Here is a 20,399-nt window from a genome sequence, read left to right as displayed (position 1 = left end):
CGGACTCAGCGGCGCGATCAGCGCGAAGGCGGGGTGAACTCGACCACGGGTATGGTCGTCTCTCCCCCGTTCAGCTCGTCCATCGCCCCCTTGAGGTGGTCCCAGGCATCCGGGTGCACCCGGGCATAGCGGGCAAGCACCGCCGCTGCGTCGCTCTCAGGCAGGATGCGGGCAGTGGCCGCCACGCCCTTCGAGCGACCGACCCAGAGCCGGGCAGCGGGGTTGGCCTGGAGGTTCTTGAGCCACTGTGCGCGCGAGCCGTGGCCGGAAGCGACGCGGAGCGCGTTCGTCTCGCGTTCGATCACCTCAAGCACGACGTAGCGCGGCTGGCCGCTCTTGCGGCCGATGTGCTCGACCATCACGAACCTGCCGCCGAACAACCAGCCAAGCCCCGCGCGAAACAGCGGAATCGGGGCGCGGACGATCCAGCGCGTGCGAAGCAGGCGCGCGGCCCACTGATCGATCGTCGACGTCGTCTCGGTGCCCGTCGTGTCGGTGCCCGTCGCGTCGGCAGTCTTGTCGGTCACTCGATTTCCTCCGTTTCGGGGTCGCTCGGGTCGGGTTTGCGTGCGCGGCTCGGCTGGACCCGCGGGGGTTCGCCGGGCATCTTCGGGAACTCGGGCGGGAAAGGCAGCTCACCGAGTCCGTCGGAAAGGTCTCTCTCCCACCACTCCAGCAGCGTGTCGATCCTGCCGCGTACCTCGCCGAACCGGGCCCAGGGGTCGCCCACCTCGGCCAGGCGCTCCGGCACGGTGCGCACAGTGAACGATGCCGGATCGACGGACGCCAGCTCCTCCCAGGTGATCGGGGTGGCAACAGTCGCGGCCGGCAGGGCTCGCGGACTGTAGGCCCCTGCCATCGTGCGGTCGCGATTTGCCTGGTTGAAGTCGATGAAGACGCGCTCTCCGCGCTCCTCTTTCCACCAGTTCGTCGTGACCTGCTCCGGCATTCGTCGCTCCAGTTCGCGACCGGCAGCGATGACCGCGTGCCTGGCGTCGAGGAACTCCCACTCCGGTTCGATCGGGCAGAACAGGTGGATGCCGCGGTTGCCGCTTGTTTTGATCCATGCCTCGAGTCCCGCCTCCGCGAGCACCTCACGGAGCGCGGGGGCGACGGCTGCGGCATCCGCGAAATCGGTTCCGGGCTGCGGGTCGAGGTCGATGCGCAGCTCGACGGGGTTGTCGGTGTTCTCGATACGCGAGGCCCAGGGGTGGAAGACGACGGTGTTCATCTGCGCCGCCCAGACGACGGCGGCGGGTTCGGTGAGCACGATCTGCGGATGCCGACGCCCGCTGTTGTACCTCACAGTGACGGTCTCAACGAAGGCCGGCGCGCCCTTGGGTGGGTTCTTCGAGAAGAACATCTCGCCCTCGATCGAGTCGGGGTAGCGCTCGAGCGAGACGGGTCGATGACCGTTTGCGGCGAGGAAGGGGCCTGCGACGGCGAGCAGGTACTCGGCCAGCTCGCGCTTGGTTATGCCGACCGCTGGCCACAGCACACGGTCAGGACTGGACAGCCCGACCTCCCGATCGCCGTCGGGGCCGGGGATGGTGAGGGTGACCCGGTCAGTCGCCATCGTCCGGGGCCTCGACCATCAGCGGGGCGAGGTGGTCTCGGTTCAGTCGAATCCAGGGACCGGCGGGGTCGATGAGGATGCCGGCGAGCCCAGGGTCTGCGCGAAGCGCCGCGCCCAGTTGCGCACCGGTGACGGGGGCGGGGCGGTCACCGCGCCCGAGTGCTGCGATCTCGATGGGGTGCGTAAACACTTCGATGAGCCGGTCCCCATCGGCGGTGCGGGCCTCGGCGACGCCGACCTGATCGGACCCGTCGGGCTTGTTGACCGCGATCCACAGCCGTGACGACGGAATCGCGGCGACGACCTCGTCGGGCGTTTCCTCGGTGCGACGGGCAGAGAGCAGCTTCTTCACGCTGAACTCGGGGTCTGCCTGCTCCATCATCTGGGCGATGAGCTCCCTCGAGAGCAGCGCCCTGGCAGGAGCGGATGCCGGGTCGACGATGAGTCCGGCGTAGGTACCCGACAGCAGGAACCGCAGCACCGCCTGCGCGGGCTGCGCCATCGCCGAGGTGTCGGTCGCGCCGTCTGCGGCAAGGCTGGCACGCAAGGCCGCGACACCGCTGTAGGCAAGGACGTACTGCTTGTCGCCGATCGTGGTGATCGCCAGCGGAATGTTCTCGCCCTCGGCGAGCATTCGCTTGGCATCTCCCTTGACGCGCAGGAAGAGGTGTCCCTGCAGCAGCTGACGGGCAACCTGCAGGAGTTCCGCCGGCTCGGGTCGCTCGGGGAGCTTTGACAGCGCCGTCACCAGCGGGCCGTTGTCTTGGACGCTGGGCCGGGGCGGCGCTTCTGCGTCGTCATCGGCCGCCGTTTCTGCCGCGGCGTTCGCCGCGGGCGCGGGGGCCCCGAGGCCCTGGAACGACGACATCGAGATCCCGACCACCGCGTCGAAGTCTGGTTCGTCGTCAGCGACCGCCGAGGGCTGCGAGGCTGCCGGGTCGGCGTCGGATGCGGCGTTGGCGACTCCCGTGTCGTCAACGGATGTCGCGTCGTCGGAGGCGCCCTCGGGCGTCTCGGCAGGCGTTGCTGCTGGGCGTCGAGAGAACAGAGCCATGTTTCGAGGCTACAGACGTCGCGGGCCGAACGGGGCCAGGGTTGTCACAGTTCGGGAAACACGGTAGGCCCGGATGCCGCCACTCCAGCGACTCCGCGGCTCATCACAGCAGCGTGAGGAGCTGGGCCAGCAGGATCTTCACGACAAGTGCCGTGGGGTAGACGAGGCTGTAGCCGAGCGCGACACGGACGTCGTGGCTGGTGCGTTCTTGCGCGAACGCGAGGATCGCGGTGTTGGTCTGGGCTCCGGCGATGACGCCCGACAGCTTGGTTCCGCCCAGGTGCAGGATGTGTCGCACCAGCAGGTAGGTGCCGAACATCGCGAAGGATGTCACGACCAATCCGATCCCGACGAGCGCGACGATCTCTCCCGAGGCGATGGCCTGCAGAATCTGTGATCCCGCCTTCGATCCGGCGTAGGCGAGGAAGATCAACAGGCCCAACTCGCCCAGCGCGGTGGCAGCGGCGTTGGGGATCGTCGTCACAAAGCGGCCGATCCGCCCGATCCTGCCCATCACGAGGCCGACAATCAGCGCTCCGGCTGCGGCTCCCAGCGACAGGTGCGATCCGCCCGGCAGCGGCACTTCGATGAGGCCGAGCAGCATGCCCGCGGCGATACCGAGGCCGAGAGCCACGGGGTTGAGGTCGGCCATGCCGCGTTCAGAGTCGCCGAGAAAGGCCGTGACCGCGGGCAGCTGGTCGCGGGGAGCGACAACACGAAGCCGGTCGCCCTGGTGCAGCACGAAGTCGGGGGTCCCGAGGAACTCGACATCCCCGCGCCGCACCCGCACGATCGTCGCACCGAAGCGCTCGGCGACACCGAGCTGCGCGATCGTGCGTCCCGACCAGCGCGAGTCCGACAGGATGATCCGCCGGTAGTCCAGTCGGCTGCGGTCGTGCGTGATGTTGAGCGTCGACGGATGCCCCAGTTCCTCGGTGACGGCTGCCACGACCCGCTCCGGGCCGACCACATTGATGATTGCGCCCTTCTCGAGCACCGTGTCGGGACCCACGACGACGACCTCTCCGTCGGGGCGACGCAGGCGCGAGACCAGCACCCGGCCGCCGTGCCGCCGCGTGAGGTCGGTCATCGTGGGGGTGCTGTCGGTGTCGATGCGGATGACGAGGTCGACGATCCGTGGTGGTGCGTCAGCGTCTGTGCGACTGTGGCGAAGCGCGAGTACGACGGCTCCCATCGCCCCGATGACGCCGAAGATGTAGGTGCTCGCGTACCCGACTGTCGCTGCTGGGCTGCCCCCGGTAGCAGCGAGGGCGGGTGTGCTCGTGACCGAGCCGGCGTACGCACCGGCGATCGTTTCCGGCGACAGGTCCAGCATCGTCCCCAGGCCCAGCGTCAGGGCTGCCGCAGCGATCATGATGGCTGAGACGAGCAGCAGCATCCAATACGAGGTGCGAAGCGCGTTCACGAACCCCGGCCCTGCGATGACGCCGATACTGAAGGCGAAGAGCACCAGACCGAAGTCGCCGACGTACGAGGGCACCTCAATCGTGACGCCCTGGGAGACGCCCCAGGCGGTGAGCGCGATCATCGTGAAGAGCACGGCTACGGCGCCGAGCGACATCCCCCACAACCGGATGCGGCCGATCGCCGCGCCGATACCCGTGACCAGGAACAGCACGAGCACCGGGTGATCGGCGAGCACAGTGAGGACTGACGCGAGGGTCATGGGCCTCCTTCTGCCAGCGGGCCTGACCTTCTGTGGGCCCTGGGCGCCGGTGCACCCTCGCTCACGCCGTCATCGCGATCGTACGCGCGCCCACGGGTGGCGCTCAGGGGCGAAAGTCCTGGCGCCCCCTCCCAGACGCGACCCTCAGAGCTTTTCGATCGGGGCGATCTTGATCAGGAGCTTCTTGGCGCCCGCGCTATCGAAACGAACATGCGCGACGCGCTTCGCCCCCTCGCCGGTGACAGCATCCACTCGCCCCTCGCCGAAGTCGTCGTGACGGATGCGGTCTCCCGGCGCAAGCTCCATGTCGCCGTTGTCGCGGACTTTCGCGGGAATCCGGTTGGCGAACTTGTCGATCGATGTCGACTTCGGCACGAGCGCGTCGCCGTATCGCCCGGAGCCCGCGAAGCTGCCGCCGCTCGAGCCAAACCCGAACCCGCCCCGCCCTGGCCGCGCATTGAGGGCGCGGGACTGGGAACCCCCACGGGAGTTCACATCACCCGGGGACTGGCGCCAATCGATGAGCGTCGCAGGGATCTCTTGCAGGAACCGGCTGGGCATCGCTACCGACACTTCGCCGAACTGCGCTCGGGTCATCGCGAGCGTGAGATAGAGCCGCGCTCGAGCACGCGTGACGCCGACGTAGAACAAGCGCCGCTCTTCCTGCGGTCCGCCCGGTTCCCCGGCCGAGATGCGGTGCGGGATGAGATCCTCTTCGACGCCCGTGATGAACACGGTGTCGTACTCCAGCCCCTTCGCCGTGTGCATCGTCATGAGAGACACGGACCCGCTCGCGTCGTCGAGGTCGTCGGCATCCGCGACGAGGGCGACCTCGGTGAGGAAGTCGATGATCGTGCCGTCGGGGTTGTTGCGGGCGAACTCGCGTGTGACGGCGACGAGTTCGTCGAGGTTCTCGACGCGCGCTTCATCCTGCGGATCGCGGGAGGCGCGCAGCGCGTCGAGGTAACCCGACTTGTTCAGAAGCAGCTGAAGCCCTTCGGCCACCGTGGTGGGCGGCGGGAGCTCACCGGAGGACGGGAGCATCAGGGCGCTCGCCTCAGCGAGAACGGAATCCAACTGCGCGATCGCGGCTTGGATCTTGGGGCCGACGCCGAGGGCCGAGGCGTTGGCGAGCGCATCGCGGAACGTGATCTGCTGGTCCGCCGCGTAGCGGGCGATGGCCGTCTCGGTGACGTCGCCGATGCCGCGCCGCGGCTTGTTCAGGATGCGGCGCACCGCCATCTCATCGGCGGGGTTGGCCACAGCGACCAGGTACGCGAGGGCATCCTTGATCTCGGCGCGTTCGTAGAACTTCGTGCCGCCCATGATCTTGTAAGGCACTGCCGAGCGGATGAAGATCTCTTCCAGCGCACGGGACTGGGAGTTCGTGCGATAGAAAACTGCCATCTGGCCGTACTCGACGCCGCGGCGGTGGAGGGCTTCGATCTCGTCAGCGACGAACTGGGCCTCGTCGTGCTGGGAGTAACCGGTGAAGCCGACAATAGGATCGCCTGCCCCGACGTCCGTCCACAGCTTCTTGTCTTTGCGATCGAAGTTGTTGCCGATGACGGCGTTCGCCGCCGAGAGGATGTTCTGTGTCGACCGGTAGTTCTGTTCCAGGAGCACGACCTTCGCGCCGGGGAAGTCGCGCTCGAACTCGCTGATGTTGCGGATGTCGGCCCCGCGGAACGCGTAAATCGACTGGTCTGAGTCACCGACGACGGTGAGCGAGGCACCCTCGAGTTCGGGAGCCTCGTCGGGCTCGAAGATCATCATTCCGCCGACGGAATACGGCTCGGCTGCAGCCCCCGTGACAGGGCGAGTGAGTTCGTGAATAAGCGCGTACTGCGCGTGGTTGGTGTCCTGGTACTCGTCGACGAGGACGTGCCGAAAGCGCCGGCGGTAGACATCCGCAACCTGCGGGAACGCGCGGAACAGATACACGGTCTGGGCGATGAGGTCGTCGAAGTCGAACGCGTTGGCGCGCTGCAGAGCTCGCTGGTAGTCGCCGAAGATCTCGACGAAGAGGCGCTCGGCGGGGTCGCTCATGTTCGCCTGTCGCGCGAAGGACTCGGCATCCGCGAGTTCGTTCTTGAGCTTGGAAATCCGTCCCTGCACGCCCGCGGGGGTCAGCCCGAGAGCGTCGGCTTCGTGCTCTTTCACGAGGCGCTTGATGAGAGCACGGGAGTCGCCGGAGTCGTAGATCGTGAACGCCTTCGTGAACCCGAACTGCTCGGCCTCGCGACGCAGGATCCGCACGCACGCGGAGTGGAACGTCGAGATCCACATCCCGCGCCCGCGTTCACCGACGAGCTGCTCGACACGTTCGCGCATCTCACCGGCTGCCTTGTTGGTGAACGTGATCGCGAGAATCTGACTCGGATAGGCCTCGCCACCGCGCAGCAGCGACGCGATCCGGTGGGTGAGCACCCGGGTCTTGCCCGACCCCGCGCCCGCGACGATCAGGAGCGCCGGGCCCCGGTACAGCACCGCCTCGCGCTGCGGCGGATTCAGGCCGGTCAGCAGCTCGTCATCCACCACATCCATAACCCCGCAAGTCTATTCGCGACCCCGGACATCCGCCCGGCCCGTCGACTCAGCGCGGCGAGAGGAAGATGACGCCGCGGTAGCCTTCGGGTCCCCAGGCGACGAGGCGTTCCAGGTCATCGATGTGGATCGGAAGATCATGGGTATCGACCCAGGTCTCCCCCGTCGCCTGGTTCACCCACGGGTCCTCGACGACGACATAGGGGCCGGCAGCGGCGTGAGCCACGATCCAGTGCGGTCCGGGGTCGGCGTGCATCGGCGCCTCGTCGATGAGAAGCAGGGCCTGCTCGCCCGCGGCCACCCGCGCCGCGACGTCGGTCATCGGGATTCGGGCCGTGTCGACCGGGATGCCGAGATCTGCCGCGCGTTTGCGCGATTCCCGCTGCAGCTCTGCCCGAAAGTCGTAGTCGAAGCCGGTGAAATCCTCCAGCAGGACAGGTCCTGGGTGATCGAGTGCGACCTCCACCGCGCCGCGAGAGCCGACGTGCTCCTGCACCGTGACGGCCAGTCCGAGCGGTTCACAGGCCGGGTAGTTGCTGGCGCGACGCCAGAAGTCGATCTCGAGATCACGATCGGGCACGGTCTCGCCCCCGAAGCCGGGGCTGCCGTGGCGCTCGGTCGCGATGAGGGCCGCTACCGCTCCGCACGTGAAGAGGGTCGTCTGTCCGTAGTAGCCGGGCTCGTCATGGGTCAGGGGAATGAGCCAGTGCACGAGCCCCTGCGTCGCCTCGGTGCCGACAGCACCCCAGGGGGCGCGCAGAGGCGCGAACCCGAGCGCTGCGGCCGACGCGGGAACCGCGGCATCCTCGGGCAGTTCCCACTTCACGGCGGCGTCGCCGCGCTCAGCTGCCGCAGCGATCACGCCCGCGATGAGGCGATCGGCAGCGTCAGTCGGAGCCTCGGGCGAGGTCCACAGGTCGACGATCTTGGTCGCAGCTGTCGCGGGGCGACCGGACGTGAGCACGGCAGCCAGGATGCCGGCGCCGCTACCGAGCATGTGCGCCGTGGGGCGGTACCCGGCGCGCTCGACGCGCCAGCGCGCGGCTCGCTCAGCACCCAGAGCATCAGCCAGGCCGGCATCCAGAACCGCGGTGACGGCTTCTGCGCCTTCCGCGAGCACCGGTTCGATCGATTGCACGTCAGTCTTCTCTCTCGCCGGTACCCACCGACGTGTTCTCGCGGTGCGCGGCGGCAACCAGCATCCGGGTGTATTCGTGTCGGGGCTCGGTGAGCACCTGTTCGCACGGTCCGCTCTCGATCACGCGGCCGTCCCAGAGCACGGTTACGGAGTCGGCGAGCAGTCGCACGACTGCCAGGTCGTGCGAGATGAACAACAGCGAGATACCGAGGTCGTCACGCAGCGTGGTCAACAGCGCCAGGATCTGGGCTTGCACCGAGACATCGAGTGCTGAGACCGACTCGTCGCAGATGAGGAGGCGCGGCCTCGGTGCCAGGGCACGCGCGATAGCGACGCGCTGGCGCTGACCACCCGACAGTTCGGCCGGGCGCTTGCCGGCGAAGTCGGTGGGAAGCCCGACGGTCTCGAGCAGCACAGCCACATCGGATGCCGGGCGGCGCGCGACGGCGAGGGCTTCGCGCAGGATCGACCCGATCGACATCATCGGGTTCAGCGACGAGTACGGATCTTGGAACACGATCTGCATCTGCGCTGGTGTGCGCGAGCGGCGTCCCGGGGCGAGGTTCTCACCGACAAAGGAGATGACTCCGCCGTCTTCGCGCTCCAGCCCCGCGATACAGCGCGCGAGCGTCGACTTGCCCGACCCGGATTCTCCGACCACGCCGACGATCTCGCCTTCGCCGATGCGCAGGTCGACGCCATCGAGCACCGTGCGCTCCCCGAAGTGCTTCGTCACTCCCGTCGCCTGCAGGAGGGTCGGAGTCTGGTCGGCCTCGGGCGCAGCAGTTTCACGCGGCGGCGCGAGGACGGGGTCCGCGTCGATGAGCGCACGGGTGTACGGATGCTTCGGAGCAGACAGCACATCGCCGGTTGCTCCACGCTCGACGATGACGCCGTGCTGCATGACCAAGACGTCGTCGGTCCGGCCGCGCACGAGTCCCAGGTCATGCGAGATGAGGATGACCGACAGGTCCCGACGTGCCTGCACCGCGCGCAGCAGGTCGAGGATCTCGGCCTGGTTCGATGCGTCAAGCGCGGTGGTCGGCTCATCCGCGATAAGGAGCTTCGGGTCAGCGGCCAGCGCCGCCGCGATAGCTACCCGCTGCCGCATGCCGCCCGAGAGCTGGTGCGGGAAGGCTCGCGCGACGCGTTCAGGGAGCTTCACCTCGGCCAGCCGCGCGGCCACCTCGCGAGCGAGGTCGGATGCCGCGATCCGCCTGTCAGATGCCGCCTGCAGCGTCCAGGCGATCTGATCCCCGCAGCGGTGCACCGGCGAGAGGCTCGTGAACGGGTCCTGCAGCAGAAGCGCGACGGTCGACCCCCGCACCGACGTCCACGCTGCAGGTGCGGCATCCAGCGCAAGCGTGCGTTCGCCGACGACGGCGGTCCCTGCGGCGCGGAAACCACGGGGCAGGAGGCCGATGAGGCTCTTGGCGCTGAGGGTCTTGCCCGATCCGGATTCACCGATGATCGCCAGAGTTCGACCCGGGGCTATGGTCGCGTCGAACGGCTCGACCATGACCCCCTGGGGCCCCTGGACGGTGAGCCCCTCGATCTTCACTCCGGTCATGCGTCTTCTCCCACCTGCGAGAGGCGCTGACCCAGCCAGTCGCCGACGAGGTTCACGGCGCACGCGACGAGGATGATGAGGGCGGCCGGCACCATGACGGCGGCAGGGTTGTCGAACATGATCGCCCGGTTGTCGGTGAGCTGGCGCCCCCAGTCGGCAGTCCCCGGCGGCACCCCGACGCCGAGGAACGACAGCGACGAGAACGCGACGATCGCGAACGCGACGTTGAGCATCGCGTTCGTGATCACCAGGGTCGACACGTTCGGCAGGATGTGGCGGAACATCACGCGCCACCGCGAGAGCGAGAGCATCTGGGCAGCCTCGATGTAGGGCCGGGCCGACTGCTCGAGCACGCCCGCGCGCACGATTCGGATGTCCGACGGCGAGAACAGCGCGATCAGCAGAACCACGGTCACCCAGTACCCGCCGCCGAACACACCGGCGACGACGATCGCCGCCAGCAGCACCGGAAGGGCGAGCAGCAGGTCGGTCCAGCGGCTGATCAGGAAGTCGAGCCAGCCGCGCTCGTAGCCGGCGAGCGTGCCGAGCAGGATGCCGAGCAGCATCGATCCGAGGGCGACACACACCGGTCCGACCAGGGCCGACGCGGTGCCCGCGACCGTCATAGCGAACACGTCGCGACCGAGCTCGTCGGTGCCGAGCAGGTGTCCGTCCTGTCCCGGGGCCAGGAGCGCGGAGAGGATGTCTTGGCGCATGGCGTCGGGGAACAGCAACGGACCGAGGACGGCAGCCAGCACCACGAGAGCGATCAGGCCCACCGACAGGATGATGAGAATCGGCATCCGTCTGCGGCGACGGGTCGGTGAGGTCATGAGTTCGATCGCGGCGGTCATGCCGGCACCCCCCGTTCGCGCACCCGCGGGTCGAGCAGGATGTAGGCGATGTCTGCAAGGAGCGCGATCACGGCGATGACGATCGCAACCAGGAGTGTGAGCGACTGTACGACGGCGATGTCTTTGAACAGCACGGAGTCCTGCAGCAGGGTGCCCAGGCCCGGCAGTGCGAAGGTGGTTTCGGCCAGCACGGTGCCACCGACGAGGAAGGTCAGCACGAGGCTCGCGCCGGTCACGATCGGGATCGCGGCGTTGCGCAGCGCGATGCGCTGGACGCTGCGCTCCGACAGACCGCGAGCGCGGGCCGAGGTGACGTAGTCGGCTTCGAGTTCGCGCAGCATGGCGGTGCGGGTCAGTTTCAGGATGATGGCACCCAAGCCCAGGGCGAGGGTAATCGCCGGGAGGACGAGGTGCCAGAGCGTGTCGAGCCCGCCCGACCCTGCTCCGTATACCGGGAAGACCGGAAGGTAGTACGCGAAGACGTAGAGGAGCAGCAGACCGACGGCGAACGTCGGGGCGCTGAGCCCGACGACCGCGAGCGCGCTGGCAGTGCGGTCGGACGCTCCGCCTGCCCGTACGGCGCTGCGCACGCCGAGCGGGATCGCCACCACGAGGGCGATGACGAACGCGATCCCGCAGAGCGCCGCGGTGAGCCCGACGCGGGAGGAGATCGCGTCGGCCACGGTTGTCTGCAGCCGGATCGACTCGCCGAGATCCCCCGTGACGAAACCGCCCAGCCATCGCACGTACTGCACGAGGAACGCGTCATCAAGGTGGTACTGGGCTCGGATAGCTGCAACCGCATCCGGTGAGGACGGCCGGTTCCCGAGCAGGTTCTTCACGATGTCGCCCGGGGCGAGGTACATCAGCGAGAAGACGATGAACGAGAGAACCAGCAGCACGCCGAGCATGCCGAGCACGCGCACCGCGAGCATGCGGCCAAGCGGCCGTGATCGCGGGGCGCGTGCCCGGAGGGGTGAACCTGTTGTCACAGTGGTGGTTCCGTCGGTGTTACTGCGCCGCGCGGTAGAGCTGCGTCGGCCACGACGAGATGAACGCGAACGGGCTGTAGTCGTTCATTCCGAGGTTGTTGGCAAACGCGGTGGCCGACTGGCCCCACCAGAGGGGAATGTTGACGGCATCCTCGGCCTGCAGCGTCTCGGCCTCGATGAGCAGGTCGATGCGATCACTCGGGTTGGACTCTGCGCCCACCTCCGACAGCAGCGCCATGATCTCGGGGTTGTCGTATGCGGCAGGGTTGCCGACGCCCAGCAGGTAGCTCGGGATCTCGGCGGGGTCACCGAGGGTCGAGAAGTACCACATCATGTTCAGGCCGTAGTCGCTGGAGGCATCCAGGCTCGCAAGCCATTCCTCGATCGGCACTTCGCGAACGTTCAGCGTGATTCCGATCTCGGCAAGGTTCTGCGAGAGCGCCTGCGCTGCCGTGCCCAGCTGGGGGCCGGTGTTCGGGGTGAGGATCTCGGTCTCGAACCCGTCGGGGTACCCCGACTCCGCGAGCGCCGCCTTGGCAGCATCCAGGTCGTAGTCCCACTGCGGGATCTCGGCGAGCTTCTCGCGGGCGACATCCGGGGAGTACACGGCGGCGAGTGACTCGGGGGTCATGATCGCGGTGGCAGCTTCACCGTGCCCGCGCAGCAGCTTGTCGACGTAGGCATCGCGGTCGACCGCGTGGGCGATCGCCTCGCGCACCTTCGGGTCATCGAACGGGGCAACGCTGGTGTTGAAGTAGAGCCCGACATACGACAGGTCGTTGACGTAGTCGACGCGCATGGTGTCCAGGCCCTCCCACTGCGTGGACTGGGCCAGCGGCACGTTGAACGCCACGTCGATGTCACCCGACTGTGCCGCGAGGAGTCTGGTCGACTCATCCGGGATGAAGTTGACGGTGATGCTCTTGACCTTCGGCTCTTCGCCCCACCAGGTGTCGGTGCGCTCGAACGTCACGTGCGAGTCGGGCGCGAACTCGGTGACCTTGTAGGGGCCGGTTCCCATCAGGAGGGAGGATGCCGTACCGACGTTTCCGTCGTTGGCATCCCAGAACGCCTTCGAAGTGATGAAGGCCGCGCCACCGGTGCTCATGTTCTTGGCGAACGCGGCATCCGGCTCAGTGAGGGTGATCGTCACCTCACTGTCGCCGGTCTTCTCGACCGACTCGACGTTGGTCATGTAATACGCAAGCCCGGGCGAGGTGGTCTCGTCGCGAGCCTCGTTGAGGCTGAAGACGACATCATCGGCCGTGACCGGCGTGCCGTCCTGGAACATCGCGTCATCGCGAAGCTCGTAGACGTAGGTGACGTCATCGGGCTGCGACCACGACTCGGCGAGGGCGGGCTGGATGGCGCCGTCGGCGTCGATCGCGACGAGACCTTCCTGCGCGATCGAGGCGATGTAGTAGTTCAGGATGCCGGACTCCTGCCCGACGTAGAGGTTGGACAGCGATCCGGGCAGCGCGACAGTGATGCTGTCGATCTGCTCGCCGCTGTCAGCGAGCGCGGTGCTCGCCGACGGCGCCGGGTCGCCACTGCACGCGGTGAGCAGGAGCGCCCCCGCGGCAACGACGGCGCCGGCTTGGGCGAGGCGGGCGGTGGACGGGAAGGGCATAGGACTCTCCTCTGGGGGTGCGGTTCGGGCGGGGTAGGTCGTGCGGGACGAACTGAATCGGGCACGGTGGCTTGCGCTGCGGCGTCTGGCGTCGAGGATGACCTCGACGTCGGCTGGTGAGGGGCGGAGCGAGGCGAGCACGCGAAGCGCCGACTCGACGGCGGGGATCGTTGCAGCCTCGACGAGGGCCGTCGCGGTTGCGCGGCGGGTGACTGCCGGGGTCAGTCCCCACACCCGTACGCCATCGGGAAGATCGATGCCGGCCAGTGCGCTCTCGGCGACGAAGGTTGTGCCCACGCGGTGCCGGGCGAGAGCCACAGCTGCAGCGGCGTTCGAGACGTGTATGTCATCGCCGGCGCGCGGGCGCTCGAGACGCTCGGCGAGCAGGTCGCCCGGTGATCCGTCGCCGCGGATCCAGATTTCGTCGGCCAGGAGCGCGGGATCGATGCGTCCTCCCGCTGCCTGGATCTCCGCAGTGCTCAGTGCGACGATCTCTTCCGCGAACAGGAACGTCGATCGCATCCCACTGCGCCGGGCGATCGCGTGGCGTTCGCCGCTGACGGCGAGCGTGAGTGTCACCGCGATGTCGGCGCGACCGTCCTGAACCAGTGCGAGGGCCGCAGCGTTGTCGGATGCTTCCACGAACGAGGCGTCGATCTCGGGCTGCTGCGCAGCGAGGCGTCCGAGGGCTGGTGCGACAACCGTGCCGACCGCATCGGCGGATGCGGCGATGCGCACGAGGTCGGCTCGACGGCCCAGCATCCGTGCCAGCTCGGTAGCCGCCGCCGTGAGGCTGGCGTCGATTCGGGGCGCGTGCTGCGCGAGCAGAGCGCCGGTCGGGGTGAGCCGAGCAGCCCGCGCGGTGCGGACGACAAGTGCCGCACCCAGGCGGGCCTCGAGCCGCTGGACGTGCTGCGTGATCGTCGGCTGGGAGTATCCGAGCGATCGAGCGGCGGCACTGATCGATCCCGTCTGATCGATCGCGACGAGGATGCGGAGGGAATGGACATCGAGCGCACGCGTCAGAGCGTCGATATCGATGTCACTCCGTCGATCCATAGCGAGATGCTATCTATCACCAGGTTTCGATGGTGTAACAATATGTTTCTCACGGCTTTCACCCGCCACGCAGACCCGGCGACCCCCGAACGGAAGGCAGGCCATGACAACCACCGAGGAATGGCGCGTGCGCCGTGACGCCGCAGTCTGGTCGCCCGGCGGAATCGCGACGCTTGCGGCGACGCACTGGCTGGATCCGACGCCACGCTCCTTCGACGGCGTTCCCGGTCACTGGCACGCAGAGGACGGGCGGGCCATGGGGTCGCTGACGTCTGGGGACGTCAGCTTGGCGCCCGGGGAGCGCTGGGAGTCCGGCGATCTCGAGCTCCGAGGCTTCGAACGCGACGGCGCGGTCGCGGTGCGCGTCTACGACCCGTCGGCGCCTGCGCAGCGCGGGATCTCGGAGATAGAGCGCTGGCCCCTCGATGATCGCCTGCGGATCCTCACGCGACTGGAGCGCACCCCTCACCGCGGCGTGCCGACCGTGGCCGTCGACGGGCGCCGGAGCACCGACGATTTCGATGGAGTCCTCCACCTCGCGCTGCCCGACGGGGACGCGTCACTGTGTGTGCAGCTGCTCGATGACGGCTCGTTCTTCGCGGCGTTCTCCGACGCCACGAGCGGGAACGAGAGCTACCGCTTCCGGTTCCTCCGCATCTCGGCACCGGGGCCGGACGGCTCTGTCACCGTCGACCTGAACCGCGCGTACCTTCCGCCCTGCGCGTTCTCGGATGCCTACGTGTGCGTCTTCCCGCCGCCCACCAACCGCTGGACCGTGCCGGTTCGTGCGGGCGAGCGCCTCGTGCGCTGACCCGGTGGCGTCATCGATCGATAATCCGATCCGGCGCCGAGAATCCGAACGGGAGCCGTGCGATTCGGCGCCCGATCGGATTCTCGAGGAGCGGTTGCAGCCTCAGAGCAGGCGGCGGGCGGACGCCCAGGCCGTCAACTCGTAGCGCCCCCGCTCCAGGTCGGACCCCTCTGCCGAGTCCCACCTCGCGCACAGGAGCACCGCCCAGAATGGATGCCATGCGAACCCTCCTGAACATCATCTGGCTCGTCCTGTCGGGGTTCTGGCTGTTCCTCGGCTACATGCTGGCGGGCGTCATCCTGTGCGTCCTCATCGTCACGATCCCGTGGGGTATCGCGTCATTCCGGATCGGGGTATACACGCTCTGGCCCTTCGGGCGCGAGGTCGTCGATCACCCGCGTTCGGGAGTGTTCTCGTTCCTCGGAAACGTCGTGTGGGTCATCCTCGCCGGCTGGTGGCTCGCGATCGGGCACATCCTCTCGGGCCTCGCGCTGTGCATCACGATCATCGGCATCCCGCTCGGGATCGCGAACTTCAAGCTCGTGCCGGTCTCGCTGATGCCGCTGGGCAAAGAGATCGTCGAGAAGCGGCGCGGCGGTCAGTTCGACCGGGCCGCCGACTCCGTGGCCCGCTGACCTCGGGAGTTCAGCCGAGCGCCGCGACACCGGCAGCTATGACGGATGCTCCGACCACCGCGAGCGAGAATGCGAGCACGACGACGCCGGTCCACAGCAGCGCCATCGCCCGCCCGGGCTTCTGCGGGTCGCGACCGATCACCGACAGGAAGAACCCCGCCGGAACCAGGATCGCCGAGGCGAGAACGCCGACCGCTCCCCACTCCCAGCCTCCCGCAACTCCTGCGGATGCCTGTGCGAGCGCACACACGATCCCGAGGATGACGAGCACCCCGGCGTGCGCGTGACCTGCCCGGAAGAACGTCTTCTGTAGTCCGTTGAACGGGTAGCCGCCGGTCGTGGCGCGCAACACGAACGTGCCGCCGTAGGCGATGGTGATCACCGTCAGCAGGGTGGCGCCGACGACGATCGACAGGATCGGGGACATGGATGCTCCGCTTCGACTCTCCGCGCCGCCGGCGCGTATTGGATAGTGCCGATACCCAATATAGGATAGTGAAACTATCCAGGCAAGGAGCATCGTGCGCATCTCCGAACTCTCCGAGCGAAGCGGCATCCCCGTCGCCTCGATCAAGTTCTACATCCGGGAAGGGATGCTGCCCCGCGGCGCCGCGACGTCTGCGACCCGCGCCGAGTATGACGACGAGCACCTCGCCCGCCTGCGCGCCATCCAGGCACTGAGCGACGTGCGCGCGCTTCCGCTCGCCCGGGTGAAGGAGATCCTGTCTCTCATCGATGAGCCCGACGAGACGCCGTACGCGACGCTCGGAAAGGCTGTGAGCGCCTTGCCACCGTACGCCGACGAGACGAACACCGACCGCGCGCGAGAGACGATCGAGCGACTGGGGCTCACCTACGACGAGCGATTCGCCGCTGTCGCGCAGCTGGAGGCGGCGATCCGCGGCATCGAGGCGGCGGGGCTCGCCTGGGATGCCGAAACCGCCGCCCGCTACGCCGGGCCGCTGCTGCAGATTGCGGCGGCCGAACTCATCCCGCTGGCACACCTCAGCGAGAGCGAGCAAGTCTCGTACGCCGTGCTCGGCACGGCAATGTACGAACCCGCCATCCTGGCCCTCCGCCGGCTCGCTCACCAGCACGTGCTCGCCACCCGCGAGACGGATGACGACATGTGACGTCACGGTAAGAAACACGGCAGCCGCGCGTCAGGGGTCGCGGCTAGCGTTGCGCCGTATCGCGGCGGACCGGATGGTTCCGGGCACCGGTTCATACCCGGTCGCGCAGCGGGTTCGACTCCCCTCGTCGCGTCTGTTCGCGAAAGGACGCGATCCCAATTGTTTCAAGGGATCGTGGCCGCTTTGCTCCTCTTCGGTGACGACCATCCGGACACCAGATGGACACACCTTGACCACGACGCCCAGTTTCGCGTTTCTCGTCACGTGGATCAATCTTCCGATTTTCCTGTAATCATGGTTACATGTAATCCCGTAACGATGATCGCAGGAATACCTGGAAACCGAGGAGCGCGATGAAGGGCAACGAGCTGGTCTGGCGTGCTCTCGCAGATCGTGCGCTCGAAGGGCAGCGGACCTGGCGGAACGTCGCCGACCTCGCCTACGAAGCGGGCGTGCCGAGCACAACCGCCTACCTTGCTCTTGAGCGCCTGGAGAGCAACGGGACGATCGATCGGTACAGCCGGGGCGGGCTCGCGGTCGTCAGCATCGACAAGCTCCTGACGATGCTGTGCGCGTGGCGCAACCTCGAGCGCGACACCCTCGCGTGGACGACGCGCGAAGGCATCGGTCCGGTTCTCGACTCGAAGCTGGGCCCCTACGCGCTCGGCGGCGCTGATGCGGCGACCGCGATCCTGAAAGGCCGAGCCGTCGCGGACTTCAACGAACACATCGTGTACCTGCCCGCGTCCGTGAATCTCACCACCCTGCCCGCCGGCAAGGAGGTGCGTGTGGTTTTGATGGACAAGCGTGCGGCGAAGACCTGGAACGGGTTCTCGAGTCTGGCTCAGACGTATGCCGATCTCTTCGCGACGCCCGGGTGGCAGGCATCCGAGTTCCGGAAGGCGCTGCGCGACAGCTTCCTGCGGGACCGCGAGTGGGATCAGGAAGGCGACGGACAATGACGATTCTCGGGGCAGACGATGAGGGCCGCCTTCGCGCTCTGCTGGACTCGCTCGGGTACGACCTCGAGCCCTCGATCCTCATCGGAGGGTGGGCGACGAACGCGCGCGTCGGCGGCGAGATCAGCCACGACATAGACCTGATCATCACCGACCAGAGTCTGCGGCAGAGACTCCCGGAACGCCTCACTGAGTACAGCGAGAACCACCTCCACAGTGGCGGGCGGAAGGCGCGCGGCAACGCCGACGGCGTCCACGTCGACGCGTACTTCCCCTACGAGTCCAAGCTCGGAACCAAGCTGCTCCTCGACGTCGGTGCGCTCACCCGGTACGTCGACCCCGACCTCAAGGTCGAAGGGTGGCTCATGCTCACACTCGACGCCCACATCGCCACGAAGATCGCCGCCCTGCTCGACCGGCACGCGACGGAGAAGGGAAGGAAGGATGCCCGCGAGCTCGTCGCCCTGATCGACAGCGGCGGCACCGCCGGAGGAGTGATCGAGGTTCTCCTGTCATCCACCGGCGGACCTGTCGATGACATTCCCGGGCACATGCGCACGACATTCGAACTCCTCCCCAAACTCGCCGGACTCAACCAGAAGGACCGTCGCCGCTACGCCTCCCTCGCCCGCGAATGGATCGAAGAAGCTGAACTGCAGCTTCGGCGCCGGTCAGACGGGCGCCCGGGACCGACGCTCGGAGCGGGCACGTGACGCTGGAACTCGGTCCCGACGACAAACGCATGAAGCTGCGCTACGCCGGAAGCTGTCGGCTATGTGGCCGCGCGCACCGTGCGGGTGCCGAGGCCATCTACGAGCGGGCTCGAAAGGCGATTCGCTGCGTGGAGTGCGACAAACCGGCAGTCGAGGCGCCCCCGGTCGAAGCCGTGGGCGGCGAAGCCGGAGCATCCGCGCGCCGAGAGTACGAGCGACGCCGGGATGCCCGTGAGCAGCGGATCCGCGGTGAGCATCCGAAGCTCGGCGGGCTGATCCTCGCACTGTCTGACGATCCGCAAAGCACGAAGGCGTGGGAGCGCGGAGCGGTCGGCGAGGAGCTCATGGCGAAACGACTCGCCGACGTCCCCGACACTTTCCGCGTCATGCACGACCGTCGCATCCGCGGCACGAAAGCGAACATCGACCACATCGCCATCGGCCCCTCGGGTGTCTGGGTGATCGACGCGAAGCGATACAAGAACAAGCGCCCGGAGCTGCGCGTTGGGGGCGGCCTCTTCCGACCACGGGTGGAGTCGCTTCGAGTTGGCGGCCGCGACGGCACCAAACTCGTCGACGGCGTGAAGTCGCAAGCCGACCGCGTCCGCGAGGCACTAGCCGACGACACGATCCCGATCACAGGCGTGCTGTGCTTTCTCGAAGCCGACTGGCCGCTCCTCGGAGGATCCTTCACGGTCCACGTCGTCTGGCCGCGACTCCTCATCAAGCGGATGATGGAAGCACCTGTCGTCGCCTTCGACGTCGACGCCACTCATGCGCGCCTCGCACAGGCTTTCCCCGTCGCGTAAATCGCAGCTACAGCACGAACTCCGACATCCACGCGCAACGCGGCGCCGTGTCCACCTCGGCCGTCGCGGGCGGCGCCGGAACCGTCTCGATCTGCCTAGGCAGCGAGTTCGGGATGAGCGGCTCGATGCGACCAGGCTGGGCATGACGCGGACCAGCGAGTGCCCACTCACCGTCCACCGTGACCAGGGCGAGTGGGTGGCCGTCGGCGGTTGCGATGCCGGCGTCCATGTGCAGCGCGGCGAGGAGTGCTGCGAGTGTGATCTGCACTTCTGCTTCCGACGCCTCCCGTGAGCGGAGAACGGCATGCGGTGATCTCAGGTCGGTGCGGCTCGCGTCGCGCAGAAGCGCGGGTGGTTTGCACGGAGGGCGACGACCGCGAGCTGGATGCGTGCATCGGGCGCACGGGCGTGAGGAACGAATCGGTGACAACTGATCGTTAGTGCCGGGAGGCGCCGGCGGGAAGGATGTCATCATGCCCGGTCCCTATCCCAAAGAGTTCCGCGAGGACGTCGTCGCGGTCGCGCGCAGCCGCGAGAGCGGCGTCACCATCAAACAGATCGCCACCGACTTCGGGATCAGCGAAGCGACGCTGCAGAACTGGCTCCGCCAAGCCGACGTCGAAGACGGCAACCGTCCCGGCCAGACCGCTGCCGATGCCGCCGAGGCTCGGGAGCTGAAGAAGCGGATCCGGTTGCTGGAGCAGGAGAACGAGGTCCTCCGCCGGGCGGAGGCGTATCTGTCGCAGGCGAACCTGCGCCTCGGTGGCTCCCCAAAATGACGTACCCGCTCGTTTCCGAGCTCGCCGAAGCGGGGATTCCCGTGACGGTGACGTGCCGGGTCCTCAAGCTCGCCCGCCAGCCCTACTACCGGTGGCGCAACGACCCGGTCCGGGACGCGGACGTGCTCCGCGCGTATCGGATCAATGCGCTCCACGACGCCCACGTCGACGACCCGACGTTTGGATACCGATACCTCGCCGACGAAGCCCGCCGCGCAGGCTGGCGGATGAGCCGGCGGACGGCGTGGAAGCTGTGCTCGCAAGCCGGGATCCTCTCGTCCGCGCAACGCCGCCCACGCGGGAACGGGAAAGGCCGGCCCGCCCGTGTTCGACGATCATGTGCAGCGCGTGTTCCGCGCCGACGCGCCCAACCGAGTCTGGCTCACCGACATCGAGCGCCACGAGGCGCTCTTGAACCTTGCGGTGGTGAAAGGACACCGCTCGGCGCCTGTC

General features: G+C 67.7%; 19 protein-coding genes and 1 tRNA gene. 8 read left to right on the top strand and 12 right to left on the bottom strand.

The window, feature by feature from the left end; genetic code table 11:
• Window positions 1-17: 17 nt before the first annotated feature.
• The 10 genes from LL236_RS12190 to LL236_RS12145 all read right to left on the bottom strand — a co-directional run bounded on the left by LL236_RS12190 (window position 18) and on the right by LL236_RS12145 (window position 14,107).
• Complete coding sequence (locus LL236_RS12190) at window positions 18-527, bottom strand: nitroreductase family deazaflavin-dependent oxidoreductase (protein ID WP_228179118.1); 510 nt, start codon at window positions 525-527, stop codon at window positions 18-20.
• Window positions 524-1,576 carry a non-homologous end-joining DNA ligase gene (gene ligD, locus LL236_RS12185; RefSeq protein WP_228179117.1) on the bottom strand — a complete coding sequence of 351 codons (1,053 nt, stop codon included), beginning with the start codon at window positions 1,574-1,576 and terminating at the stop codon, window positions 524-526. The genes LL236_RS12190 and ligD overlap by 4 nt, the downstream gene beginning before the upstream one ends.
• On the bottom strand, window positions 1,566-2,630 hold the full coding sequence (locus LL236_RS12180) for an SseB family protein (protein WP_228179116.1): 1,065 nt from the start codon (window positions 2,628-2,630) through the stop codon (window positions 1,566-1,568). The genes ligD and LL236_RS12180 overlap by 11 nt, the downstream gene beginning before the upstream one ends.
• A 103-nt stretch (window positions 2,631-2,733) precedes the next feature.
• A complete protein-coding gene (locus tag LL236_RS12175) occupies window positions 2,734-4,317 on the bottom strand; it encodes an aspartate:alanine exchanger family transporter (protein ID WP_228179115.1) in 1,584 nt (527 codons plus the stop codon).
• Window positions 4,318-4,461: 144 nt separating this feature from the next.
• Window positions 4,462-6,864 carry an ATP-dependent helicase gene (locus LL236_RS12170; RefSeq protein ID WP_228179114.1) on the bottom strand — a complete coding sequence of 801 codons (2,403 nt, stop codon included), beginning with the start codon at window positions 6,862-6,864 and terminating at the stop codon, window positions 4,462-4,464.
• A gap of 49 nt (window positions 6,865-6,913) precedes the next feature.
• On the bottom strand, window positions 6,914-8,002 hold the full coding sequence (locus LL236_RS12165) for a peptidase C39 family protein (protein WP_228179113.1): 1,089 nt from the start codon (window positions 8,000-8,002) through the stop codon (window positions 6,914-6,916).
• A 1-nt stretch (window position 8,003) separates the two neighbouring features.
• Window positions 8,004-9,572, bottom strand: coding sequence for an ATP-binding cassette domain-containing protein (locus LL236_RS12160; RefSeq protein WP_228179112.1), 1,569 nt, complete (start codon window positions 9,570-9,572; stop codon window positions 8,004-8,006).
• On the bottom strand, window positions 9,569-10,426 hold the full coding sequence (locus tag LL236_RS12155) for an ABC transporter permease (RefSeq protein ID WP_228179111.1): 858 nt from the start codon (window positions 10,424-10,426) through the stop codon (window positions 9,569-9,571). The genes LL236_RS12160 and LL236_RS12155 overlap by 4 nt, the downstream gene beginning before the upstream one ends.
• A complete protein-coding gene (locus tag LL236_RS12150; RefSeq protein WP_228179110.1) occupies window positions 10,423-11,361 on the bottom strand; it encodes an ABC transporter permease in 939 nt (312 codons plus the stop codon). Before LL236_RS12150 ends, LL236_RS12155 begins: the two co-directional genes overlap by 4 nt.
• 76 nt (window positions 11,362-11,437) lie before the next feature.
• On the bottom strand, window positions 11,438-14,107 hold the full coding sequence (locus LL236_RS12145) for an ABC transporter substrate-binding protein (protein WP_228179109.1): 2,670 nt from the start codon (window positions 14,105-14,107) through the stop codon (window positions 11,438-11,440).
• A 103-nt stretch (window positions 14,108-14,210) separates the two neighbouring features.
• Between LL236_RS12145 and LL236_RS12140 the strand changes: the two genes are divergently transcribed.
• Window positions 14,211-14,918, top strand: coding sequence for a DUF1684 domain-containing protein (locus LL236_RS12140; RefSeq protein ID WP_228179108.1), 708 nt, complete (start codon window positions 14,211-14,213; stop codon window positions 14,916-14,918).
• 218 nt (window positions 14,919-15,136) lie between these two features.
• Window positions 15,137-15,553, top strand: a complete 417-nt coding sequence (locus LL236_RS12135) for a YccF domain-containing protein (protein WP_228179107.1) — start codon at window positions 15,137-15,139, stop codon at window positions 15,551-15,553.
• A gap of 10 nt (window positions 15,554-15,563) precedes the next feature.
• Here LL236_RS12135 and LL236_RS12130 read toward each other — a convergent pair whose 3' ends face one another.
• Window positions 15,564-15,980: a hypothetical protein gene (locus LL236_RS12130; RefSeq protein WP_228179106.1), complete on the bottom strand. Its 417-nt coding sequence runs from the start codon at window positions 15,978-15,980 to the stop codon at window positions 15,564-15,566.
• Between the two features lie 94 nt (window positions 15,981-16,074).
• Between LL236_RS12130 and LL236_RS12125 the strand changes: the two genes are divergently transcribed.
• The 5 genes from LL236_RS12125 (at window position 16,075) to LL236_RS12105 (ending at window position 19,167) form a co-directional block, all read left to right on the top strand.
• Window positions 16,075-16,686, top strand: coding sequence for a MerR family transcriptional regulator (locus tag LL236_RS12125; protein WP_228179105.1), 612 nt, complete (start codon window positions 16,075-16,077; stop codon window positions 16,684-16,686).
• Between the two features lie 60 nt (window positions 16,687-16,746).
• Window positions 16,747-16,819 (top strand) — tRNA-Met (locus tag LL236_RS12120).
• A gap of 220 nt (window positions 16,820-17,039) precedes the next feature.
• Window positions 17,040-17,648, top strand: coding sequence for a hypothetical protein (locus LL236_RS12115; RefSeq protein ID WP_228179104.1), 609 nt, complete (start codon window positions 17,040-17,042; stop codon window positions 17,646-17,648).
• Complete coding sequence (locus LL236_RS12110; protein ID WP_228179103.1) at window positions 17,645-18,358, top strand: nucleotidyl transferase AbiEii/AbiGii toxin family protein; 714 nt, start codon at window positions 17,645-17,647, stop codon at window positions 18,356-18,358. Before LL236_RS12115 ends, LL236_RS12110 begins: the two co-directional genes overlap by 4 nt.
• A 29-nt stretch (window positions 18,359-18,387) precedes the next feature.
• A complete protein-coding gene (locus tag LL236_RS12105; RefSeq protein WP_267189823.1) occupies window positions 18,388-19,167 on the top strand; it encodes a nuclease-related domain-containing protein in 780 nt (259 codons plus the stop codon).
• A gap of 7 nt (window positions 19,168-19,174) precedes the next feature.
• Here the strand turns inward: LL236_RS12105 and LL236_RS12100 are convergent, their stop codons facing one another.
• A complete protein-coding gene (locus LL236_RS12100; protein ID WP_228179101.1) occupies window positions 19,175-19,435 on the bottom strand; it encodes a hypothetical protein in 261 nt (86 codons plus the stop codon).
• Between the two features lie 205 nt (window positions 19,436-19,640).
• Here LL236_RS12100 and LL236_RS12095 point away from each other — a divergent pair, with 205 nt between their 5' ends.
• A complete protein-coding gene (locus LL236_RS12095; RefSeq protein WP_228179100.1) occupies window positions 19,641-19,946 on the top strand; it encodes a transposase in 306 nt (101 codons plus the stop codon).
• Window positions 19,947-20,399: the final 453 nt, after the last annotated feature.

It is taken from the genome of Microbacterium schleiferi, from assembly GCF_020781975.1.
Lineage (GTDB): Bacteria > Actinomycetota > Actinomycetes > Actinomycetales > Microbacteriaceae > Microbacterium.
This window is presented reverse-complemented; position numbering and strand designations above follow the sequence as displayed.